This window comes from Dyadobacter sp. CY343 (assembly GCF_021390335.1).
GTDB lineage: Bacteria > Bacteroidota > Bacteroidia > Cytophagales > Spirosomataceae > Dyadobacter.
Genome location: NZ_JAJUXK010000001.1, coordinates 642,522 through 661,253, shown reverse-complemented (window position 1 = coordinate 661,253; position 18,732 = coordinate 642,522). Strand labels below are relative to the sequence as shown.

Here is an 18,732-nt window from a genome sequence, read left to right as displayed (position 1 = left end):
AAGCTGAAAGTCAGTATTTCTACTGAAAAGCGCGTCTTTGTAAAGTGCCAGCAGTTTTATGTTGTTTTGTTAATCCAAAAAATCCATGATCCCATCTATTTCCCGCCGTGAATTTTTGATAAAAACGGCTGTTGCAGGAGCAGCAGCGCCATTAATACTAAATGAAACCGTAGCCGCGCCACTGAGCCGGCCAGCGGAAAATCTTAAAATCAATATCTTCTCAAAACACCTGCAATTCCTGAATTTCCAGGATATGTCGGAAGTGGCGAAGGAAATCGGGTTTGATGGAATTGACCTCACTGTACGCCCGAAAGGTCACGTATTGCCTGAAAAAGTGGAAACCGACCTTCCGCTGGCAGCCGAAGCGATGAAAAAAGTGGGATTTTCTCCATTGATGTTTTGCACCGCTGTGGAAGATCCGACCAATCCGATTGACAAAAAATTGCTGGAAACTGCGTCCAAACTGGGTTTTAAATACTACCGGATGAACTGGTACAAATACAACGAGCAGCAAACCATTCCGCAGCTTTTGGAACAATACCAGGAAAAAATGACGGGATTAGGGAAATTGAATGAGAAGCTGAACCTTGTTGGCTGCTACCAGAACCACGCAGGAAGGCTGGTAGGCGCATCGATGTTTGAGATCTGGCAAATCCTTCAAAAAGCCAATCCCAAAACTATGGGCGCTCAATATGATATTCGGCACGCCACGCTCGAAGGCGGTTTATCCTGGCAAACCGGCTTCAATCTGATCAAGCCAAGTATCCGAACCATTGTGCTCAAAGATTTTATTTGGGAGAAAAACAATGGAAAATGGGGACCGAAAAGTGTACCGCTCGGAGAAGGAATGGTTGATTTTAAAACCTACTTTAAACTACTGAAAGACAATCAAATAGACGTACCGATCAGCCTGCATCTCGAATATCCGCTCGGCGGCGCAGATCAGGGCGCATTCAATATTACAGTTGACAAAAAAGTCGTTTTTGACGCGATGAAAAGGGATCTTCAAAAAGCAAAAGACCTGTGGGCGGAGGCTTAGCCTGTGTTTTATCGTCACCAGCATTACATTTGCATTCAGTCTAAAATAATTAAATACAACTATGTCTTCAAAAATCCTGAATGTCGGTTTAATTGGTTTCGGCTTGTCGGGAAGGTATTTCCACGCCCCTTTCCTGAGTACCAACCCCGGCTTTAAAATCAAAACGGTTGTTGAAAGAACTAAAAACGATGCGCAGGCATTTGATCCCGAGATCGGTAATGCAAGATCCGTAGACGAGCTGCTGAGCGACGAATCGATTGACCTTGTTTTCATTTGCACCCCCAACGAAACCCACTTTCCCTACGCGATGGATGCGCTGGAAAATGGGAAACATGTAGTAATAGAAAAACCTTTTGCAGCCACAGAAGAAGAAGCCAGGCAACTTTTCGCCAAGGCAGAAGAAAAAGGATTGGTATTGACCGCCTACCAGAACAGGCGCTGGGATTCTGATTTTTTAACGCTCAAAAAAATACTTGCCGAAGGTAAACTCGGTGATATTGTCGAATACGAAAGCCGCTACGACCGCTTCCGCGAAGTGGTACCCACCGAATCCTGGAAAGAAAAGAAGGTTCCGGTGGGTGGTAACTTGTACAACCTCGGCCCGCATTTGATCGACCAGGCGCTCGTTTTGTTCGGCGAGCCCGAAACCGTTACCGCCGATGTGAGAGCAGTGCGCCCGAATAGTGAGATCGACGATTATTTTGATATCAGATTGGGTTACAAAGACAAACTGGTGATCGTCAAATCAAGTCTGATGGTCTATGAGAACAAGTTGCGCTATGTGCTTCACGGAACGAAAGGTTCTTTTATAAAAGGCGGCCTGGATCCGCAGGAAGAGACTTTACGGAAAGATATTTTACCGGATACCCAACCCTGGGGCGTTGAACCGGAAGACCGCTGGGGCAAGCTTCACAGCCATGAGTTCACGGGCATCATCGAAAGCGAAGCCGGAGATTACGCTTCATTTTACCAAAACGTTTACGACGCGATCGTTAACGATGCAGAGCTGGCCGTGAAACCGGAAGAAATCCTTCGCACGACGCGGGTAATCGATCTTGCGATTCAGAGCAGTGAAGAGAAAAAGGTGCTCAATTACTGATAACGAGCATTAAACGAAAAAAGGCAGCCTCAAACCGGGCTGCCTTTTCAATAACTTGATCAACAAATCTTAATATTATTTTACTACCGCTGTAACCTGACGTTTGGTTTCAGTCGAGATAGAGAAAGGTTTTGTAGAAACTTCGCTTCCGTTGCTGATCACAAAGCTGTAAGATCCGTCAGCAAGGTTAGACAGGTCAAAAATTTTCGTGTAGCTTTCAGACTTAGGGATTGAAGTGCTGTAAACTGTTGTACCACTGAAATCTTTGATAGATACCGTAGATCTTTCTTTAACGCCGTCTAATTTCAATTTGAATTTAAGCTCACCAGCAGCAACAACTTCAATAGATGCATTTGCTTCTTTTGCTTTGTCAGCAGCTACCGAAAAATTTGCAGTTGATACTCCCACCAAAACTGCGATTGCCAAAATTGTCTTTTTCATTTTTTTGAATGTTTAATGTGATAGTAAATTGTACTATTTATATTTTCAATGTTTTTACTCTACTCTGACTTTCAAAACTAATTCCGATTGCTCTTATTTTCTGTTTTGATGATTCAAAGGTACACTACAATGCTATCCAATGTCAACAGGCTGGTTTTGAGTTGGTAAAAGTTCTTTTTGTAGTTATCTATAAACATTAGAATAATCCTATGATTATAATAAATGTGCAACAAGTCGTTCGAAATTTGACAGATAGACTTAAATAGTGCAATTCTTATCCTTTGCATTTTTTCTAGAAATAGAATAAACTTAAATCTTTATTAATGCCACGAATGCACGAATGCGCACGAATATTCGTGGACATTCGTGCATTCGTGGCAAAAACATTAAAGTAATTCCGCCAGCTATCCGTCTGTATATCCATATATCCAAAGTCTTGTCGCAGAAAAAGCCAAATATCATTCAAACCGTCACCGCGTACAGCAAGCAGCTGTTGGGTTTCATTCGTCAGCGGGTCAATACGGACGAGGATGCGGAGGATATTTTGCAGGATGTGTGGTACCAGCTGAGCAGTGTACCCGAGATCGAGGCGATTGAGCAGGTAGGAAGCTGGTTGTACCGCGTGGCGCGCAACCGGATCATTGATAAATACCGGAAACAAAAGCCCGATTTCCTGGAAGATTATGGTTACGAAGATGAAGACGGCGAGTTCAGTTTCAAGGAGATTCTGCTTGCAGACGATAACTCACCTGAAACCACCTACCTGAAAGAGCTGTTTTGGGAGCAGTTTACCATTGCATTGGAAGAACTTCCCGAGAACCAGCGGCAGGTATTTGTATGGAATGAGCTGGAAGACGAGACTTTTCAACAAATCGCCGACCGTACGGGCGAAAATATCAAGACATTAATTTCCCGGAAAAGATATGCAGTCAAGCATTTGCGCGAGCGGCTCGAAACGGTTTACCGGGAGTTTGTAAATTATTAAATTTGTCAATCATGAACCAGCGAGGTATGGACCGACGGCGACTTGCATTTTTCTTTCCCCTATTCGCGCTTCTTGCAGCACTCCTGCTCGGGGCGGTGGTGAGGTGGCTCTGGAATGCCATTTTGCCCGCGCTTTTGGACGTTAACTACATCACTTACTGGCAGGCGGTTGGTCTGCTGGTGCTTTGCCGCATTCTTTTCGGAAATTTCGGCAGGCCGGGCGGAGGTCCGCGCAACTGGGGAAACTGGAAAAACGGCAGCGCGGAAATGCCGGGCGGCGGGGCGCGGTTTGGCTATTGGCGAAACAAATGGAAGGAAATGACGCCGGAAGACAGAATCCGCTTCAAACAGGAAATGCGGCGGCGTTGCGGAAAGCCGCCAGAGAATATGTAAGTACAGCCCGGCCCGACAGCCGGGTTTTTTATTTCAAAAGTTTTAAAGTAAAAACCAGATCCCGACGTCAGCGATTGTATACACCAATTTGTATATCAATTCAAGTTTCAACTAAAGTCAGCTGGCCATGTTCGTATCCGTTTTAAAAGTCATTTTATCAGGTATCCTCGCAGGTTTCCTGCTTTTCGCGATCCCGTTTCTGCTTATCAAAGCACTCTTTCTCTTTCTGTTTATCGGGTTGATATTCCGTCTGGCCGGGCGGAGACGTCATTTTAGACAATGGCGCAGGTATGAGTATCCCCGGCAATTTCAGGAGAGTTACAGTCCGTATCCCGACAAGGAAACGCTGAGCGATCATTTTAATCAACAACCAAAACAAATCTAAACCATGAACAGACGAAGCAGAATATTACTCGGCGCCAGCGTCGCATTGCTCACGGCGGGCAGCCTGCATTTTGCATTGGGCGACCGTTTTCACCACCGCGCATTCGGGCGTTTCAATGCCGGTCGCTGTGACGGGCATTGGGGAAATAGAAATCAGGATCAGAAACCGGAAGCGCCGCTACCGGAGCCTGAGCGCCAATTTTAAATAAATCAGACACTTTAAAACAAACCAAAATATGTGTAACAGACATGGAAATCGCGGCTTTGGAATGCGCCACGATCAGTACAGCCGGTTTACAGGTGAAAATCGCGGGTATCGCGTTCCTGTGAATATTGTTAAAAACGAAGGCAGCTACGAACTGCACGTTTTTGCGCCCGACAGGGAAAAGGAGGATTTCAAGATCAATATCAAAGGACACGAACTAAGTATTGCGTATCAACTGAAAGAAAATGCCGCTGAAAAACGCAACTGGATCCGTCACGAATTTGGGAAAGCTTCCTTTGAGCGAACATTCCTGATCGACGAAAGCGTAGACTCAGAAAATATCCGTGCAGAATATCTGGGCGGGATCCTGCAACTTACGCTCCCGATTATTCCGGGTTCTGAAAAGCCTGAGAAAGAAATCCGAGTTGGTTAGTATAAGTAAAAGCCTCAATGCATTTCGCAAAGAGGCTTTTTAATGTGATGCCAATCAAATATCCTGTGTGATAATATTATTTCACTACCCGCTGCGCTCCTTTTGAATCCACGATAACCGCTTCTTTCACATAAGGCGGTAATGCAAGCGAGTGGGCCGATTGCGACAAAAACGAGGAACCAAAATTCAGCTCTTCTTTCCGGGTTTTTCCGTTTTTAAGTTTCAAAATAGCAGAAGTTTCCATTGCAGAAATCTGTACGATCCGGGAAGTCAGCATATTCTGGTGAAACCGTATCGAATCGCGATTTTGTGAAGTAGCGGTGATTTGCTTTCCATTTCCTGCATTCAAACGTACCAGTGCTTTTGCATTACCTTTCGTCAAATATCCGCTCTGTGCGTGGCTCAGCGGTTCAAATTGCCCATTGCCTTTCCCTTTCAACACCAATCCATAAAAAGCATCGTACCTTCCGACAGATACTTCGGAACCATAATCATTACCTGAAATCATCACATCCAGATTTCCGTCCTGATCAAAATCGTCCGCTACCATACCGAAAATGGGTGCAAACTGTGCTTTCAGCGGCAGTTCGCGGATGATAAACTTTCCATTTCCCTGATTTTCAACGTAGCTGCTTTTCATCCAGTTAGCGGTTACTTGCAGCGCGTCCTTTAATTCTTCTGGTTTTAAAATATCGGAAAGTGAAGATTGTGCAAACTTGCTGTATTCCTGAAACCGCTGGCGAACCTGGATAATCTGCTTACCAAGATCGTCACGGGTATTGTATGGAAATTCCTTGTAGGTTTGGTCTTCGGCTTTGTAAAAAACGGTCGGTATCGCATCAAAGTAACCGTCATTGTTAAAGTCTTTGGCAAACATACTTACCGGTCGCGTTTCAGAAGCTCGGCTCAGTGAATTCAGCCCCAGGTTTCCGGCGATATAATCCATATCTCCGTCGTTATCAAAGTCGCCGGCGACCAGACTTCCCCACCAGCCTTTCTTATTTTCCAGGCCGGAAATCACTTTCTTAAACTTCCCTTTTTCGTTTTTGAGAAAAGTCAGGGGCATCCATTCACCCGCCACCATTAAGTCAACCCAACCGTCATTGTCAAAATCTGTCCAGAGCGCGTCACATACCAGGCCCATATTCACAAGTTCGGGAGCTACTGCGGCGGTTGCATCTGAAAATTTCACGACATTATTCTTGGTATCATTCCTTAAAATATAGCTGGAAACGGGTTTCGGGTACATGCCCGACTCAACCCGGCCGCCTATAAACAGGTCAAGATCACCGTCCTTATCGAAGTCCACCGCTTTTACGCACGAACCATTTATCGAAAGCTGCGGCAAAGCCGGCGTGTCCAGGCTGAATTTTCCCTTTCCATCATTGATATATAAAATGCTCCGCAGCCCGGGCGAATCCCTGTTAAGCTCATAACTTCCGCTCACGATAAACAGATCCAGATCTTTGTCGTTGTCCGCGTCGAAAAGCAGCACGCCCATATCCTCGGTATCCTTGGATAATCCGTCCATTCCTGGCAGCAGATCGGTCACTTTAAACTTGCCGCCCGGCTGCTGGATCAGAAAACGACCTTTGTGCTGCACGGCCCCGCCGATAAAAATATCGTCCAGTCCATCACCATTCACGTCGCCCGCTGCGAGCGACGGGCCGAATTGGGATAACTTATGCGGGATCAGCTTTTGTACATTGAAATCGATCACGTCGTTTTCCTCGTGCACAAAAGGTACATTCAGCACGCTGGTAATGTCCTGAAATAACGTTTTCCCAGTTGGCGCCCCGCCTGTTTCAGCGGGTGTTTTTGCATCTTTTTCATTTAATACCAAAACCCTATTGGCTGCGATATTCTTCAATATCTGCGTATTGCCGCCCGGCCAGGTCACTTTCAGTTCGGTGACGGTTTTAACTTTCCCCAACCCAAAATGCGCAACCGGCTCAACAGTAGATAAATACCCGCGGTAAGGTGAATTTTCGGCTATTTGCTTCTGCCCATTTGCATAAGTGATCTCTACGATCGCACCAATACCCTTTTGATTATACCGGTCACCCTTGAAACCTACCCGTAAATAATTGCTTTCATCAGCCTTGATCTGGATGCTATTGTTTCGGAAAACAGCCGCAGAATCGTTGATATTGTTCACAACATAATCCAGATCGCCGTCATTGTCCAGATCCGCGTAAGCTGCGCCATTTGAAAAGCCCGGCGTTTCAATACCCCAGGCGTCGGTCACGTCCCTGAAACCCAGATTACCCTCATTTTTGAATGCAAAATTTTTCAATTTCACCGCCGGAATATAGTCCAGCATCATCATCGGTTCCATCACACTTGAAACTTCATTCCGGTAGGCTATGAAATCCAGGTCGGTAATATCGCGCGGAAAACCATTGGTAATAATCATATCCCGTAAACCGTCATTATCAAAATCCGTTACCATAGGAGTCCAGCTCCAATCCGTTTCGGCAATGCCGCTCAATAAACCTACCTCACTGAATACCGGATGTTTACTAGTTCCTGGCGCTCCCTGATTCAGTTGCAAAGTATTCCTCGCAACCTGATATTGGTAACCGAATAATTCGTTATTCTGGTAAGTGACGTAGCTATTTGCGGGCGTCATCATTTTCTTCCGCTTGTTGGTCGCAGGCATCATATCCACCGCGATCACATCCACGAGCCCGTCGTTGTTAATGTCGGCAATATCGTTCCCCATCGCAGAATGGGACGTATGTTTAAAGTAGGTGGCCGCCTTGTCTGTAAAGGTTCCGTCGCCGTTATTGATATACAGCAGGTCGTTGGTCAGGTAGTCGTTTGTCACGTAAATGTCCTTCCAACCGTCCTGATTCACGTCGGTTACATTAACTCCGAGTCCATAACCTTCTATCAGGATACCTGCTTCCTTGGATACATTTGTAAAAACAGGGTGTTTCAAATCGGCATTCCAATCATTCCGGTAAAGCCTGTCCGTCCGGCGCGACGAGCCGTCGACGATCTTTTTGTGGTATTTGTTGGGAAAATTATTATCGTCCATTTCATTGACCAGTAGGAAAAGGTCAAGATCTCCGTCATTATCATAATCGAAGAAAGCTGCATTGGTGGTGTGTGTAGTGTCGGCAATGCCATATTCCTTTCCCATTTCCTTGAAAACGGGCACTTTGTCTTTATCCAGTCCCTGATTTACATAAAGCAGATTCTCCCGCTCGCCAGCAACTTCCCTTACCGAGGCGCAAACGTAAATATCCAGCAGGTTATCATTATTAATATCCACCAAAGCCACTCCGGTAGACCATTTGTTCTTAGGAGCAACGCCTGCCTGTTTTGTAATATCTTCAAATTTAAAATCTCCCTTATTGAGATAAAGGCGGTTTTCGACGGTATTCCCTGTGAAGTATACGTCGGTAAGACTATCATTATTAAAATCTCCCAAAGCCACGCCGCCGCCATTATACACATACTCAAAAGCCAGTATGTTCATCGTATCATTTTCGGCGATGCGGTTAGCAAATGAAATGCCGGTCCCATCCGGGTCGAGCTGGGTAAATGTTTTGACCTCTTTTTTGCAAGCTAACAGAAGGGATGAAAAGAGGGTTGCCAGGAGGAAATGTTTCACAGACGTTAAGCGAGGTAAAAATTGTTGCAAGGGATTACTCGAAATTAATAAAGGAGATGGCAAATGAATACCATCTCCTTTAATTTAAAAATTAATTACTCTTAGTAGCCCGGATTCTGTATAAGTACATCCTTCCCGACCAAATCTATCTGTTCCTGCGGCAATGGAAGATACTCGTTTTTGTTAGGAGTAAATTTCGCACCACCCAATGCACCGCTCAGCTTTTTACCTTCGTAGGTAAGATAAGCATTGATTTCAGTTGCAGCAGTACCCCAGCGAACGAGGTCGAAAAAGCGGTGACCTTCGCCTGAAAGCTCCAATTTTCTTTCAAACCGAACAGCTTTACGCGCATCGTCTTTGGAAGCCCACGGAGTTTTGTAAAGACCGATTACATAGTTTGCAGCATTTAATGTATCAATTTTCACAAAGCTGGCAGGCAGCGAAGCTCTTTCGCGAACGACATTGGTATACTCGCGCGCTTTTTCGAGTGAACCTACTTCAATCTCCGCCTCTGCTGCCATTAACAGCACATCAGCAAAACGGATGATATTCACGTTGATCGCAGTGTAACCTGGTGTCCATGAGCTGTTGTCTTGCAAGGAACCTACATCTGCTTTGTAATACGCATATTTTTTAGGCGAATAAGGTCCGGCATTAGCCTGGTTACGAATCCAGTCAGCACCCGGGTGTTTGATCCAGTCCAGGTAAGGAATACCGCGGCGACCTACTGAATGGTCCAAACGTGGGTCAAGGCGACCAGCGTCTGGCACGAATGTAGCATTGCTTTTGATACCCATATCAGATTTCACTTCATTCGCTCCCACGTTGTAAGAACCGTCCAGCAATGGAAGCCCGTTCGCATCGGTACGGAATGAGTTAACCAGCTCGAAACTTGGAGAGAAGAAACTGCAGCAGTTTCCCGGACCATTCGGGCCTGTGTTATAAGGCCAGTTTAAGTCGAAATCAGGGTTCGCATTGTTAACACTTCCCGTATTCGCAGCAGCCTGGATCGCAAAAACAGACTCCGGACTATTATCGTTTGAAGCTTTAAATGCATCCTGAAAACGAGGAACCAGCGCATATTTCTTTCCGTTGGTCGTTTTTCCACTAGCCATGATCAGGTCGTAAAGTGCTTTTGCCTCGGCAAATTTTTTCTGATACATATACACTTTCGCGAGATATGCAGCAGCACCCCATTTATTGATCCTTCCCGCAGCAGTCTGTGTTTCAGGCAGGTTCTCGTAAGCAAATTTCATATCCGCTTCGATCATCGGCCACAGTTCAGATGTATTTGAAACCTTCTCAATTCCGGTTCCATAATCCATCGTTTCATCTACATAAGGCGTATTATTGAAACCGCGTTTGAGTTCGAAGTAATAGTGGCCGCGCAAAAATCTTGCTTCGCCGCCAATTCTCTTCTTATCCTCGTCCGTAACGTCGGCCTGCGCAATACCCAACAATTTCATAACCAGGTTTGCACGGGCTACACCTTCATAGTTACCCTTCCATTTGTCAACAATAACACCCTGCGTCGTCTGATATTCAAAACGCTGGATCGGGTTGATGTCACTGAAATCGCCTGGGTCAGTTCCTTTGTTTGCGTCGCCGCCGCGGATACTTCCCCACACCCAGTTACTTGCGCTCGCCATCCTGTTTGCACGGCCGTTCAACTGTCCGTACACGGAAACAAGCACTCCTTCTATTCCCTTTTTGGTAGACAACTGGCCCTCATCAAGCTGACCGGTAGCTGGTATTTCCAAAAAGCTTTCTTTGCAGGAATAGCCAATCAGCATCACTAGCGCCAACAGAACTATACCTCCCTTTGATTTTAATTTTTCCATATTTTCAGAAATGTTATTCATGTGTCTAAACTGGTCTGAATCTGCTTTCACTGTTTCTTAAAAGCCTAAATTGATTCCAACTGTATAGCTTCTTGTAATCGGATAGTTACCAAGGTCAATACCGAAGTTGGTATCTGCACTTCCGCCTACACCTGGATCAAGTCCCTGATATTTGGTCACTGTGAACAGGTTATTGGTCGAAGCGAAAATCCTAACTTTTTGCATGCGGATCTTGCTCAGGAGGTTACCTGGCAGCGTATAGCCGAGTGTCACGTTCTGCATTCTGAAGAAAGTACCGTCCTCTACATAAAATGAGTTCGACTGGGTGTTGGTACTGAAATTAGAAGTGCTTTCGAAGATCGGCGTTTCAGTATTGGTACGGTCTGGCAACCATGAATCTTTCACACGTGAGCTAACAGCCGCTCCCGTAAATGAAGGATAGAAATCTGTGAACCATTTCGATACGTTGAAAATCTTGTTACCAACCGATGTGTACATGTAGGTTTCAAGATCAAAACCTTTGAATGTAAACCGCAGATTGATACCGCCTGTAAATTTAGGAACCGGGCTGCCAAGATAAGTACGGTCGTCAGCATTGATCGCACCGTCGCCATTGATATCTTCATAACGGAAACGGCCCGGAGCTGCACCTTCCTGAGTTGCGGCAGCATCTACCTCAGCTCTATCCTTGAACAGACCAACCACATTGTAACCGTAGAAAGAAGAAATCGCATATCCGATCTGGTTTCTGATCGGCTTAATGCCGCGGAAATCCGGGTTAACCGTCAGATAGTCAATTCCAGGAGCCAGGGATTCAATGTTGTTTTTAAGAATACCAGCCGTGAAATTCACTTCGTAACCAAGGTCATTTGTAATGCGGCCACGTGTAATGATCTGCAAGTCAATACCTTTGTTAGACATTTTACCCACATTCACAGAAGGAACAGCGGCATCATACCCGGCAGTAGCAGTTACCGGAACCTGGAATAACAGGTCTTTGGTATCTTTTTGCCAGAAATCGAGGATAATGTCCAGCTTGCCTTTCAGCAAAGTCGCGTCGATACCGATATTCTTGGTGATACTGGTTTCCCATTTCGCATCCTTGTTTCCGATACGGGTCCGGTAATATCCTTCCAGCGCGCTGGAGTTGGTACCATTCAAATCGTAGGAAGATTGCCCAAGGCTCGCACCGTAAAGGCTGTACTGATTGTTTGGATCCACGTTATTCGAGTTACCCATCAAACCGTATCCACCCCTAACTTTCAGCTCGGTAACGAAAGGAACGCTTTTCATGAAGTTCTCAGAAGATACTCTCCAAGCTGCCGAGAATGCAGGGAATACCCCGAAACGGCTGTTAGAACCAAATCTGGAAGATCCGTCACGGCGAACAACCCCTGTCAGGATATACTTGTCGTTGAACGTATAGTTAGCTCTTGCAAAAAGGGAATAGAAATTAACCCCTTTATAGAAATCGCTGCCTACGATCCTCGACCCCACATTGTTCATATTAATGTAGTTGATATCCGTGGAAAAAGGATTCAAACCAGATGAATTCTGATTTTTACCAACTCCGCTGTTCAACGCTTCCTGACCTAACAAAACCTCTACATTGTGCAGTCCAAGCTGCTTTTTGAAGTTAAGTGTATTTGTGAAAGTCCAGGAAAAGCGGTGTCCGGATCCTTCGTTGTAGCCGAATGCGGAGTTGTTCTCAGAGTTTTCGTATTGTAACCTGTTAAATCCGCGGTTGGCGTAATTGCTGTATTGTCCGCCAATGCTGGACCTCAATGTCAATCCCGGGATCACATCCAGTTCTGCATAGAAGTTACCAAAACCATTTCCTGCGAATGCATTGTTGTCTTTCAGACCGTCACGGCTCGCAACCGGGTTTCTCGGGTTGTTAAAACCTTTTGCAGCAGTACCTGCATACCCGCCGAATTCATCGTAAACAGGAATAATGGAAGGCATACGGAATGCAGAAAGAATGTCATTTTCTTCCGAAGCAACTCCTCTACCGCCACTTCCACCGTTCAAGCCAAGTACCTGCAAGTAAGTAAACTGTGCATTCTGACCGAACCGTAGATTTTTCAACACATCAAATTCGGAATTGATACGGAAAGCATAGCGTTTGAAGCTGTTGTTTTCCAGGATACCTTTTTGATCCTGAATACTGAAACCAGCATAAACGCGGCTGTTATCTCCACCACCTGAAAAACCAAGCGTGTGACGTTGAAGCGGCGCGTTGCGGGTGATCGCATCGTACCAGTCAGTACCTTGCTTGTTTGCCTTAACTACCTGATAAATAGTACCAGCTGCTGGATTTACATTGTATTTCTTTCTTTCAGCTTCCAGGTCCAAAGTACCACGTACGCCCGTCGCACCGCCTACGTTGATATAGTCTGGCAATACCGGGGTATCTCCTGAACCGTACTGGCCACTCGCTACATTGTTGAATTTAGGAAGTGAATCACCCTGAAATGCGTCATTTCTGATCGCCTGCCACGTCCATTCAGCCTGTTCCTGTGGATTAAGCATCGGCTGGCCTTTTCCAGGAGTTGTGATACCGAAAAGTCCATCGTAAGTGACAGATAATTTTTTCGCTTTCTTGGTTCCTTTTTTGGTAGTGTAAACAATTACACCGTTCGCAGCACGCGCTCCGTAAATGGAAGCAGCAGCAGCATCTTTCAGTACGGTGGTCGACTCGATGTCGTCCGGGTTAAGAAAATCTGTGGAACCTGTCGGGACTCCATCGACTACATACAAAGGCTCATTACCCCCGAAAGCACCAAAACCACGCACACGGATCTGGCTGGTCGTACCTGGCTGTCCGTTTGTGATTACGGTAACCCCGGCCACACGACCCTGAAGCTGCTGTTCCACGTTACCCGAAGGCGACGCAGTCAAATCCTTTGATTTAACGGTAGAAACCGCTCCTGTTGTTTCACGGCGGCTGTCAACAGAGTAACCTGTTACGATTACCTCTTCCAGTGCCGAAACGTCGTCGTCCATTTTAATGTCGAGCGAAGTTTGATTTCCAACCTGTACTTCCATGGTCTTGTACCCTACGAAGCTGATGATCAGCGTGGCATTTGACGAGGCGACGTTCATCGAGAATTCACCGTCTGCATTTGTGTTGGTGCCGCTCTGTGTACCTTTAACGACTACGGTTGCGCCGGGTATGCCAACCCCTGCGACATCTGTGACTTTACCGGTAACTTTTCGATCTTGTGCAACTGCAAGTGTTGCAAAACTTAGCATGAAGCAGAATAAGACACCCCATGCGGAGCTCTTGTAGATTCTTTTCATAGTTTCCTTTTAGGTTAATAATTTATTAAGCAATCAAATCTATCATTATTCGCACAAATTATTGACCCATTTTCATTGATATTTTTATTTTGATATATAATAGTATTAGAAACGGATAAAATAGTGTTAGTTCAGCCGATTTTCGACCAGTTCCGGACGCTCTTTCTGTCCTATCTTCACAAAAATCATTGTACGATATTGATATAAAAATTTATGACGCTTTTTACCCTGAATACAGGATGTTACCGATCCGCCGGTAATCTGAAAATCGCTTTGGGCTGTCTGATAATGGTGATTTCACTTATTTCCTGCGGGCCAAGCAAAGACGAAACATTGCTGACTGAGGGGCAGCAACTTGCTACTAAATATTGCGGAAATTGTCATCTCACCCCCGGTCCTGAGCTACTTGACAAAGTTACCTGGCGGGAAAACGTTCTTCCGGCGATGGCGGAGCGGCTGGGTGTTGAGGTTTTGGAAGGAAATATGTACCTCCACAGCCAGCAATCGACTATTTCCTCGCCCGACTGGCAAAAGCTCCTGAAATATTACGAAACCCTGGCGCCCGATTCCCTTACCAAACCCGGACAAACCGCACCGAATGCACTGCAAAACGAACTTTTCAAATTGCTAAAACCAGCGGAAGATTCTGCGATAGCGAGTACGATGGTTGTCAAATTCGATACTTTGGTAAAGGAATTACTGGTTGGCCCAGCCAGTGAGCCAGCACTTTATAGTTATAATCAGAAATTAGACAAAACCTTCCTGGAAAAACTGATTTCACCACCTGTCAATATCAGTTTTTCAGCCGAAAAGAGTGGAAAATACATTATAACGGCCATGGGCGGAATGCGCGCACTGGATGAGACGAGGGGGCAGATTTCACTAATAAGCAAAGACAAACAAGCCGGAATAGTTCAAATTTCCAGAGAACTGATCCGCCCTATTGAAACGACACCAGTAGATTTTAACCAAGACAACCTGACCGATTATCTGGTCTGCGCATTTGGCCATAACCTGGGCGGATTGTATTTACTCAAACAATTACCTGATCACACTTTCCAGAAAGTGGTCGTGAAAGAGGTACCAGGCGCAACGCATACCACTATACGCGACTTCAATAACGACGGCTGGCCGGATATTATGGCACTCTTTGCCCACGGCGACGAGGGAATATGGGTGTTTTTAAATAACAAAAAAGGCGGATTTGAAGAACGCAATATCCTTCGGTTTCCGCCGGTTTACGGATCCAGCAGCTTTCAGTTAATGGATATGAATGCTGACGGAAAAGAGGATATTCTTTACACAGCAGGCGATAACAGCGATTATTCGAGGATTTTAAAACCTTACCACGGAGTTTATGTCTTCACCAATACCGGGAATCTGACATTCAAACAGACATTTTTCTACCCGATCAACGGCTGCACCAAAGCTGTCGCCGCCGATTTCGACCAGGATGGAAAAGTGGAAATGGCCACCATCGCATTCTTCGCCGATCTTAAAAATAAACCCTACGAAAAATTCCTTTACTTCAAAAGTGATCCACTAAAACCACTGAACTTCGCGCCGTTTATCGCGTTGCCGGACAAAATGGGCCGGTGGATTTGTATGGACGCAGGTGACTGGGACGGAGATGGGGATATGGATATTGCACTGGGAAATTTTTCCAGGGGTTTCCTGAACCAGGAGCGCATACAGCCGGACTGGAATGTGAAAATGCCTTTTGTGATCTTACAAAATAATACGATCTCCAAATCGAAGTAGCTAGTCTTCCCGCTTCCAATCGGCTGGAAGCAGGTTAGCGAAACGATCCTTACCAAGCTCGCCCGAGATCTGATAGCCCATCGGCATTACCACCCAACCCTGCGGCGTCACCACCATGTACCCGCTCGGAAAGCTGATTTGCGTGTAAGAATAGCCCATATCCGAATACGGCGAACGTCCTTTTTTCTGCATATTAAATATTTCAAGCCGGGTACCCGACACGATCAGGCGCTCCGTTTCCAGTTCGCCGGGTTGTACCAGCCGCATTCCCCTCACCTGCTCAATGCGCGTATGCAGATGATTCTTGATCGTATTATACCCATTCTGACTTCTTACATTCTTGAAAATGCGGAGCGAGTCAGGGATCTCCTGGAAAACTTTGAAGCCATGCTCCTGCAAGCTATCCGAAACCATACTCGCAATCAAATGTTTTAGCGAACCCTGGTAAGCAGCTTTCTGATTGGCGCGCCACAGCTTTTTCTGCGCATTATCTTTCGGCACAAGTAGTTCAAATCTGGTGCTGCCGCCGTAATAAAGCGTGGAAGCGAAATAGTCGAAATCGTCGAGGTCCTGGTGAATTCGATAGCCGAGTGCATGGTTTTCGATGATCAGCGGGCTCTTGGTTTGTGCCGTCAAATGCCCGTCATCGTCCAATGAAATGCGCAGTACTTCCGGATTAATCAGCTTGCATTGCTTACTGAACTGGTTGGTACCCAGGAGCTCACGTGTCACAATTTTGAGGTACCGCTCCCGTTTTTTGTCTTTTTTAGCGAAAATAGTAACCCCTTGCAGCTCCATTCCCTCCTTCAATTTGAACAGTACCGTTTTGGTACCCGGCTGCTCGAAACGCAGCGTTTGCTTGATCGTTTCATAGCCAAGAAACGAAACCGCCATTTCAAGATTACCGATTGTCAGGTTAGGCAGTTTGTAGTTTCCGTTTTCGTCCGCATTGGTGCCTATGGAAGAATTATTGATAAAAACGTTGGCAAATGGCAGCGGCTTGCCCGTTTTTTCATCTGTAACCTTCCCAACCAGCGTAACTGTACCTGTTTGCGCAATCGCATGAAATGTGATCAGCAGCAGTAACAGGCAGGGTAAACCAACCCTTTTCCAAACATTCAAATATTCGACACAGAAGATCAGCCGCATTTATAGTTTTATTCTTTTGGTCAAATATAAAGTGAAGCACTCAAAGATCGACTTCAAATCGTACTGCTTTCTAATTTGACCAAAAACAAATCCGCCTGCACTTACCCGACAAATCAGTTACGCGCAGGCGGCATGCAATCGAAATATTAAGGATTTGTTTTCAAAGTCACGTTCCGCTGTGAAGAAGGCAGGTTATTCTCGGCAATCACTTCGGCAAAGAGTACCACACTTGCATTTCGGGTCAAAGGCGCTTTCACCGGCACTTTTATCACATAATTACGTAATTCGGCATCGTACTTCTGGGTACCGGCCGGCAGCGTCGTGACCAGTGTCTGCGCGCCGGTTGTAGTCGGAGCAGAATAGATCCTGAACTCTTTCACCGCTATTTCAGAGGTATATTCAATATTGACATTCACAGTAGTCGCAGAGTCCACCGTAATCCCGGGCTGCAAGACGCCCGCCGCCGAATATACCTTGGTATCACCCAGCCAGAGCACCGCGATCTGTGCTACTTTCCCGTTGCTTGTCAGGAGATCGTCAAATAAGTCCGGCTCTTCGTAGCAGCCGGCGAGCAGAAATATACTTGCAAACGATAGTAAGATCAATCTCATATTTTTAGTCATGACAGTCAATTTTTGATAAAACGCTGATTATTTCGACACCCACCACATAGGTACTTCCGGATCTTTCTGATTCGCCTGAACCGTTTTAGAGTTACGCGTAATCTCCGAATCGGGGTAACGCATTCGCTGAATACGGTTTCCGGCCAGATCGGGATTTACATTCGATGGCATCGGAAAATCCAGATAATTATATTTCCTCACGTCCGTCCAGATATCGCCGATCAGCAGCATGGATTTAAATTTTTCGATAATAATATGCTTTGCGGTCAGCTTGGCAGCACCTACATTCACAGGCGCAGAAGCGAGATATTTGGCGATATCCGCATCAGTAACACCCACTTTTTTCATATTCGAAGAGATCATTTCCAGATAGGCGCCATAACCTGCCGCTGACGTTCCCGCAGAAGTCGCCGTGCCTCCATTCAGTAAGAAAAGTGCCTCTGCCTTGATACCTGCAGTTTCCGAGTAGGTCATCATCACCAAAGGGGAATTGATATTGGAATGCCAGGCTTTGGCAGTCAGATCGACCGTGGAGCCGCTGCCCGATCCAGGAATCACGCCGGAATATACTGTCTGGTTATTTTTAAGAGAAATCACTTTTGACAACCTTGGATCTGTAATACCCTGCGCGGTCCCATTCATCAGATCAACAAATGTATTCGTGAAAGTGACGGACAAATTACTCGTCGTATTCGGTATCGCGACCCGGCTGTACCACGGGTTCAGGTTTTTGGAATTGTATTGAAGCTGAAAATCGTCCGAATTGTCTTTCATACCTTTTTCCAGAGCTGTAACAGCAGCCTGCGCAGCCTGTTGCGGGTTTTTGCGCGACAAATGCATTGCGTAACGTGCTTTCAGTGAATATGCCAATCGGGTCCATTTCCCGGCGTCGCCATTATAGACCAGATCATCAGTCGTGGGCAGCATTCCCGTATTCTTGCCAAGCTCTGCAATACCTTCGTCCAGCAGCTTTTGAATAGTCGCATAAATCTGCTCCTGGGTGTCGTAGGCGGGAGAAAAGTTCTTTTGGTCAGCTTGTGAATACGGCACATTTTCCCAGTTCACTGTGGCAATACCCAGATTGTACGCCATCAAAACCTTCGCAATTCCGGTATAAACCGGCGCATTTTCAGCCTGCCCTTTTGAAATGATCGCATTCAGCTGCGGAACCACATACAGGTACATATTCGACCAGCCCAGCGTATTGTCCGTTTCTGCATAGGTATCAATCCCATTCTCGCCAATTGCATTCCCTATTTGCTGTGCATATTGACAAGCCACATACGCCTGCTGGTAGCTGGCCTCGCCGGTGTAAAACTGGGCTGTCGGCAGCAGCTCCTGCATGGTCGCATCCGCCTTTAAAGTCGGATCCATATTGACATCAAGGAAATTATTGCAACCCGTCAGCAGCAGCATTGCGATGCAGACCGACAAAAGTCTTTTTATATTTTTCAT

Annotated in this window: 15 protein-coding genes; 8 read left to right on the top strand and 7 right to left on the bottom strand. The window is 45.9% G+C overall.

Annotated features, from left to right (window positions below):
- Positions 1 to 85: 85 nt before the first annotated feature.
- Complete coding sequence (locus LZG94_RS02655) at positions 86 to 1,039, top strand: sugar phosphate isomerase/epimerase (RefSeq protein WP_233790417.1); 954 nt, start codon at positions 86 to 88, stop codon at positions 1,037 to 1,039.
- Between the two features lie 61 nt (positions 1,040 to 1,100).
- Positions 1,101 to 2,138 carry a Gfo/Idh/MocA family oxidoreductase gene (locus LZG94_RS02650; protein ID WP_233790416.1) on the top strand — a complete coding sequence of 346 codons (1,038 nt, stop codon included), beginning with the start codon at positions 1,101 to 1,103 and terminating at the stop codon, positions 2,136 to 2,138.
- 75 nt (positions 2,139 to 2,213) lie between these two features.
- On the opposite strand, the gene LZG94_RS02645 is transcribed toward LZG94_RS02650, so the two are convergent.
- The gene (locus LZG94_RS02645) at positions 2,214 to 2,579 is read right to left on the bottom strand and encodes a hypothetical protein (RefSeq protein WP_215233670.1); all 366 of its coding nucleotides are present in this window, start codon (positions 2,577 to 2,579) and stop codon (positions 2,214 to 2,216) included.
- A 436-nt stretch (positions 2,580 to 3,015) separates the two neighbouring features.
- On the opposite strand from LZG94_RS02645, the gene LZG94_RS02640 reads away from it, so the two are divergent.
- From LZG94_RS02640 to LZG94_RS02620, 5 genes are all read left to right on the top strand, one after another.
- The gene (locus LZG94_RS02640) at positions 3,016 to 3,564 is read left to right on the top strand and encodes an RNA polymerase sigma factor (protein ID WP_233791112.1); all 549 of its coding nucleotides are present in this window, start codon (positions 3,016 to 3,018) and stop codon (positions 3,562 to 3,564) included.
- Positions 3,565 to 3,575: 11 nt separating this feature from the next.
- Positions 3,576 to 3,956 carry a hypothetical protein gene (locus LZG94_RS02635; RefSeq protein ID WP_233790415.1) on the top strand — a complete coding sequence of 127 codons (381 nt, stop codon included), beginning with the start codon at positions 3,576 to 3,578 and terminating at the stop codon, positions 3,954 to 3,956.
- A 127-nt stretch (positions 3,957 to 4,083) separates the two neighbouring features.
- A complete protein-coding gene (locus LZG94_RS02630) occupies positions 4,084 to 4,341 on the top strand; it encodes a hypothetical protein (protein ID WP_233790414.1) in 258 nt (85 codons plus the stop codon).
- A 3-nt stretch (positions 4,342 to 4,344) separates the two neighbouring features.
- Positions 4,345 to 4,545 (top strand): hypothetical protein, encoded by a 201-nt coding sequence (locus LZG94_RS02625; protein WP_233790413.1) that lies wholly within the window; start codon positions 4,345 to 4,347, stop codon positions 4,543 to 4,545.
- Between the two features lie 31 nt (positions 4,546 to 4,576).
- A complete protein-coding gene (locus LZG94_RS02620) occupies positions 4,577 to 4,978 on the top strand; it encodes an Hsp20/alpha crystallin family protein (protein WP_233790412.1) in 402 nt (133 codons plus the stop codon).
- Between the two features lie 76 nt (positions 4,979 to 5,054).
- On the opposite strand, the gene LZG94_RS02615 is transcribed toward LZG94_RS02620, so the two are convergent.
- From LZG94_RS02615 to LZG94_RS02605, 3 genes are all read right to left on the bottom strand, one after another.
- Positions 5,055 to 8,600, bottom strand: coding sequence for a VCBS repeat-containing protein (locus tag LZG94_RS02615; RefSeq protein WP_233790411.1), 3,546 nt, complete (start codon positions 8,598 to 8,600; stop codon positions 5,055 to 5,057).
- A 101-nt stretch (positions 8,601 to 8,701) separates the two neighbouring features.
- Entirely contained in the window at positions 8,702 to 10,441 is a 1,740-nt protein-coding gene (locus LZG94_RS02610) for a RagB/SusD family nutrient uptake outer membrane protein (RefSeq protein WP_233790410.1), read from the bottom strand.
- Between the two features lie 57 nt (positions 10,442 to 10,498).
- Positions 10,499 to 13,744: a SusC/RagA family TonB-linked outer membrane protein gene (locus LZG94_RS02605; RefSeq protein WP_409013235.1), complete on the bottom strand. Its 3,246-nt coding sequence runs from the start codon at positions 13,742 to 13,744 to the stop codon at positions 10,499 to 10,501.
- Positions 13,745 to 13,957: 213 nt separating this feature from the next.
- On the opposite strand from LZG94_RS02605, the gene LZG94_RS02600 reads away from it, so the two are divergent.
- Positions 13,958 to 15,505 carry a VCBS repeat-containing protein gene (locus LZG94_RS02600; RefSeq protein WP_233790409.1) on the top strand — a complete coding sequence of 516 codons (1,548 nt, stop codon included), beginning with the start codon at positions 13,958 to 13,960 and terminating at the stop codon, positions 15,503 to 15,505.
- Here LZG94_RS02600 and LZG94_RS02595 read toward each other — a convergent pair whose 3' ends face one another.
- The 3 genes from LZG94_RS02595 to LZG94_RS02585 all read right to left on the bottom strand — a co-directional run bounded on the left by LZG94_RS02595 (position 15,506) and on the right by LZG94_RS02585 (position 18,732).
- On the bottom strand, positions 15,506 to 16,654 hold the full coding sequence (locus tag LZG94_RS02595; protein ID WP_233790408.1) for a carboxypeptidase-like regulatory domain-containing protein: 1,149 nt from the start codon (positions 16,652 to 16,654) through the stop codon (positions 15,506 to 15,508). It lies immediately after the preceding gene.
- A gap of 146 nt (positions 16,655 to 16,800) precedes the next feature.
- The gene (locus tag LZG94_RS02590) at positions 16,801 to 17,277 is read right to left on the bottom strand and encodes a hypothetical protein (protein WP_233790407.1); all 477 of its coding nucleotides are present in this window, start codon (positions 17,275 to 17,277) and stop codon (positions 16,801 to 16,803) included.
- Between the two features lie 27 nt (positions 17,278 to 17,304).
- Entirely contained in the window at positions 17,305 to 18,732 is a 1,428-nt protein-coding gene (locus tag LZG94_RS02585; protein WP_233790406.1) for a SusD/RagB family nutrient-binding outer membrane lipoprotein, read from the bottom strand.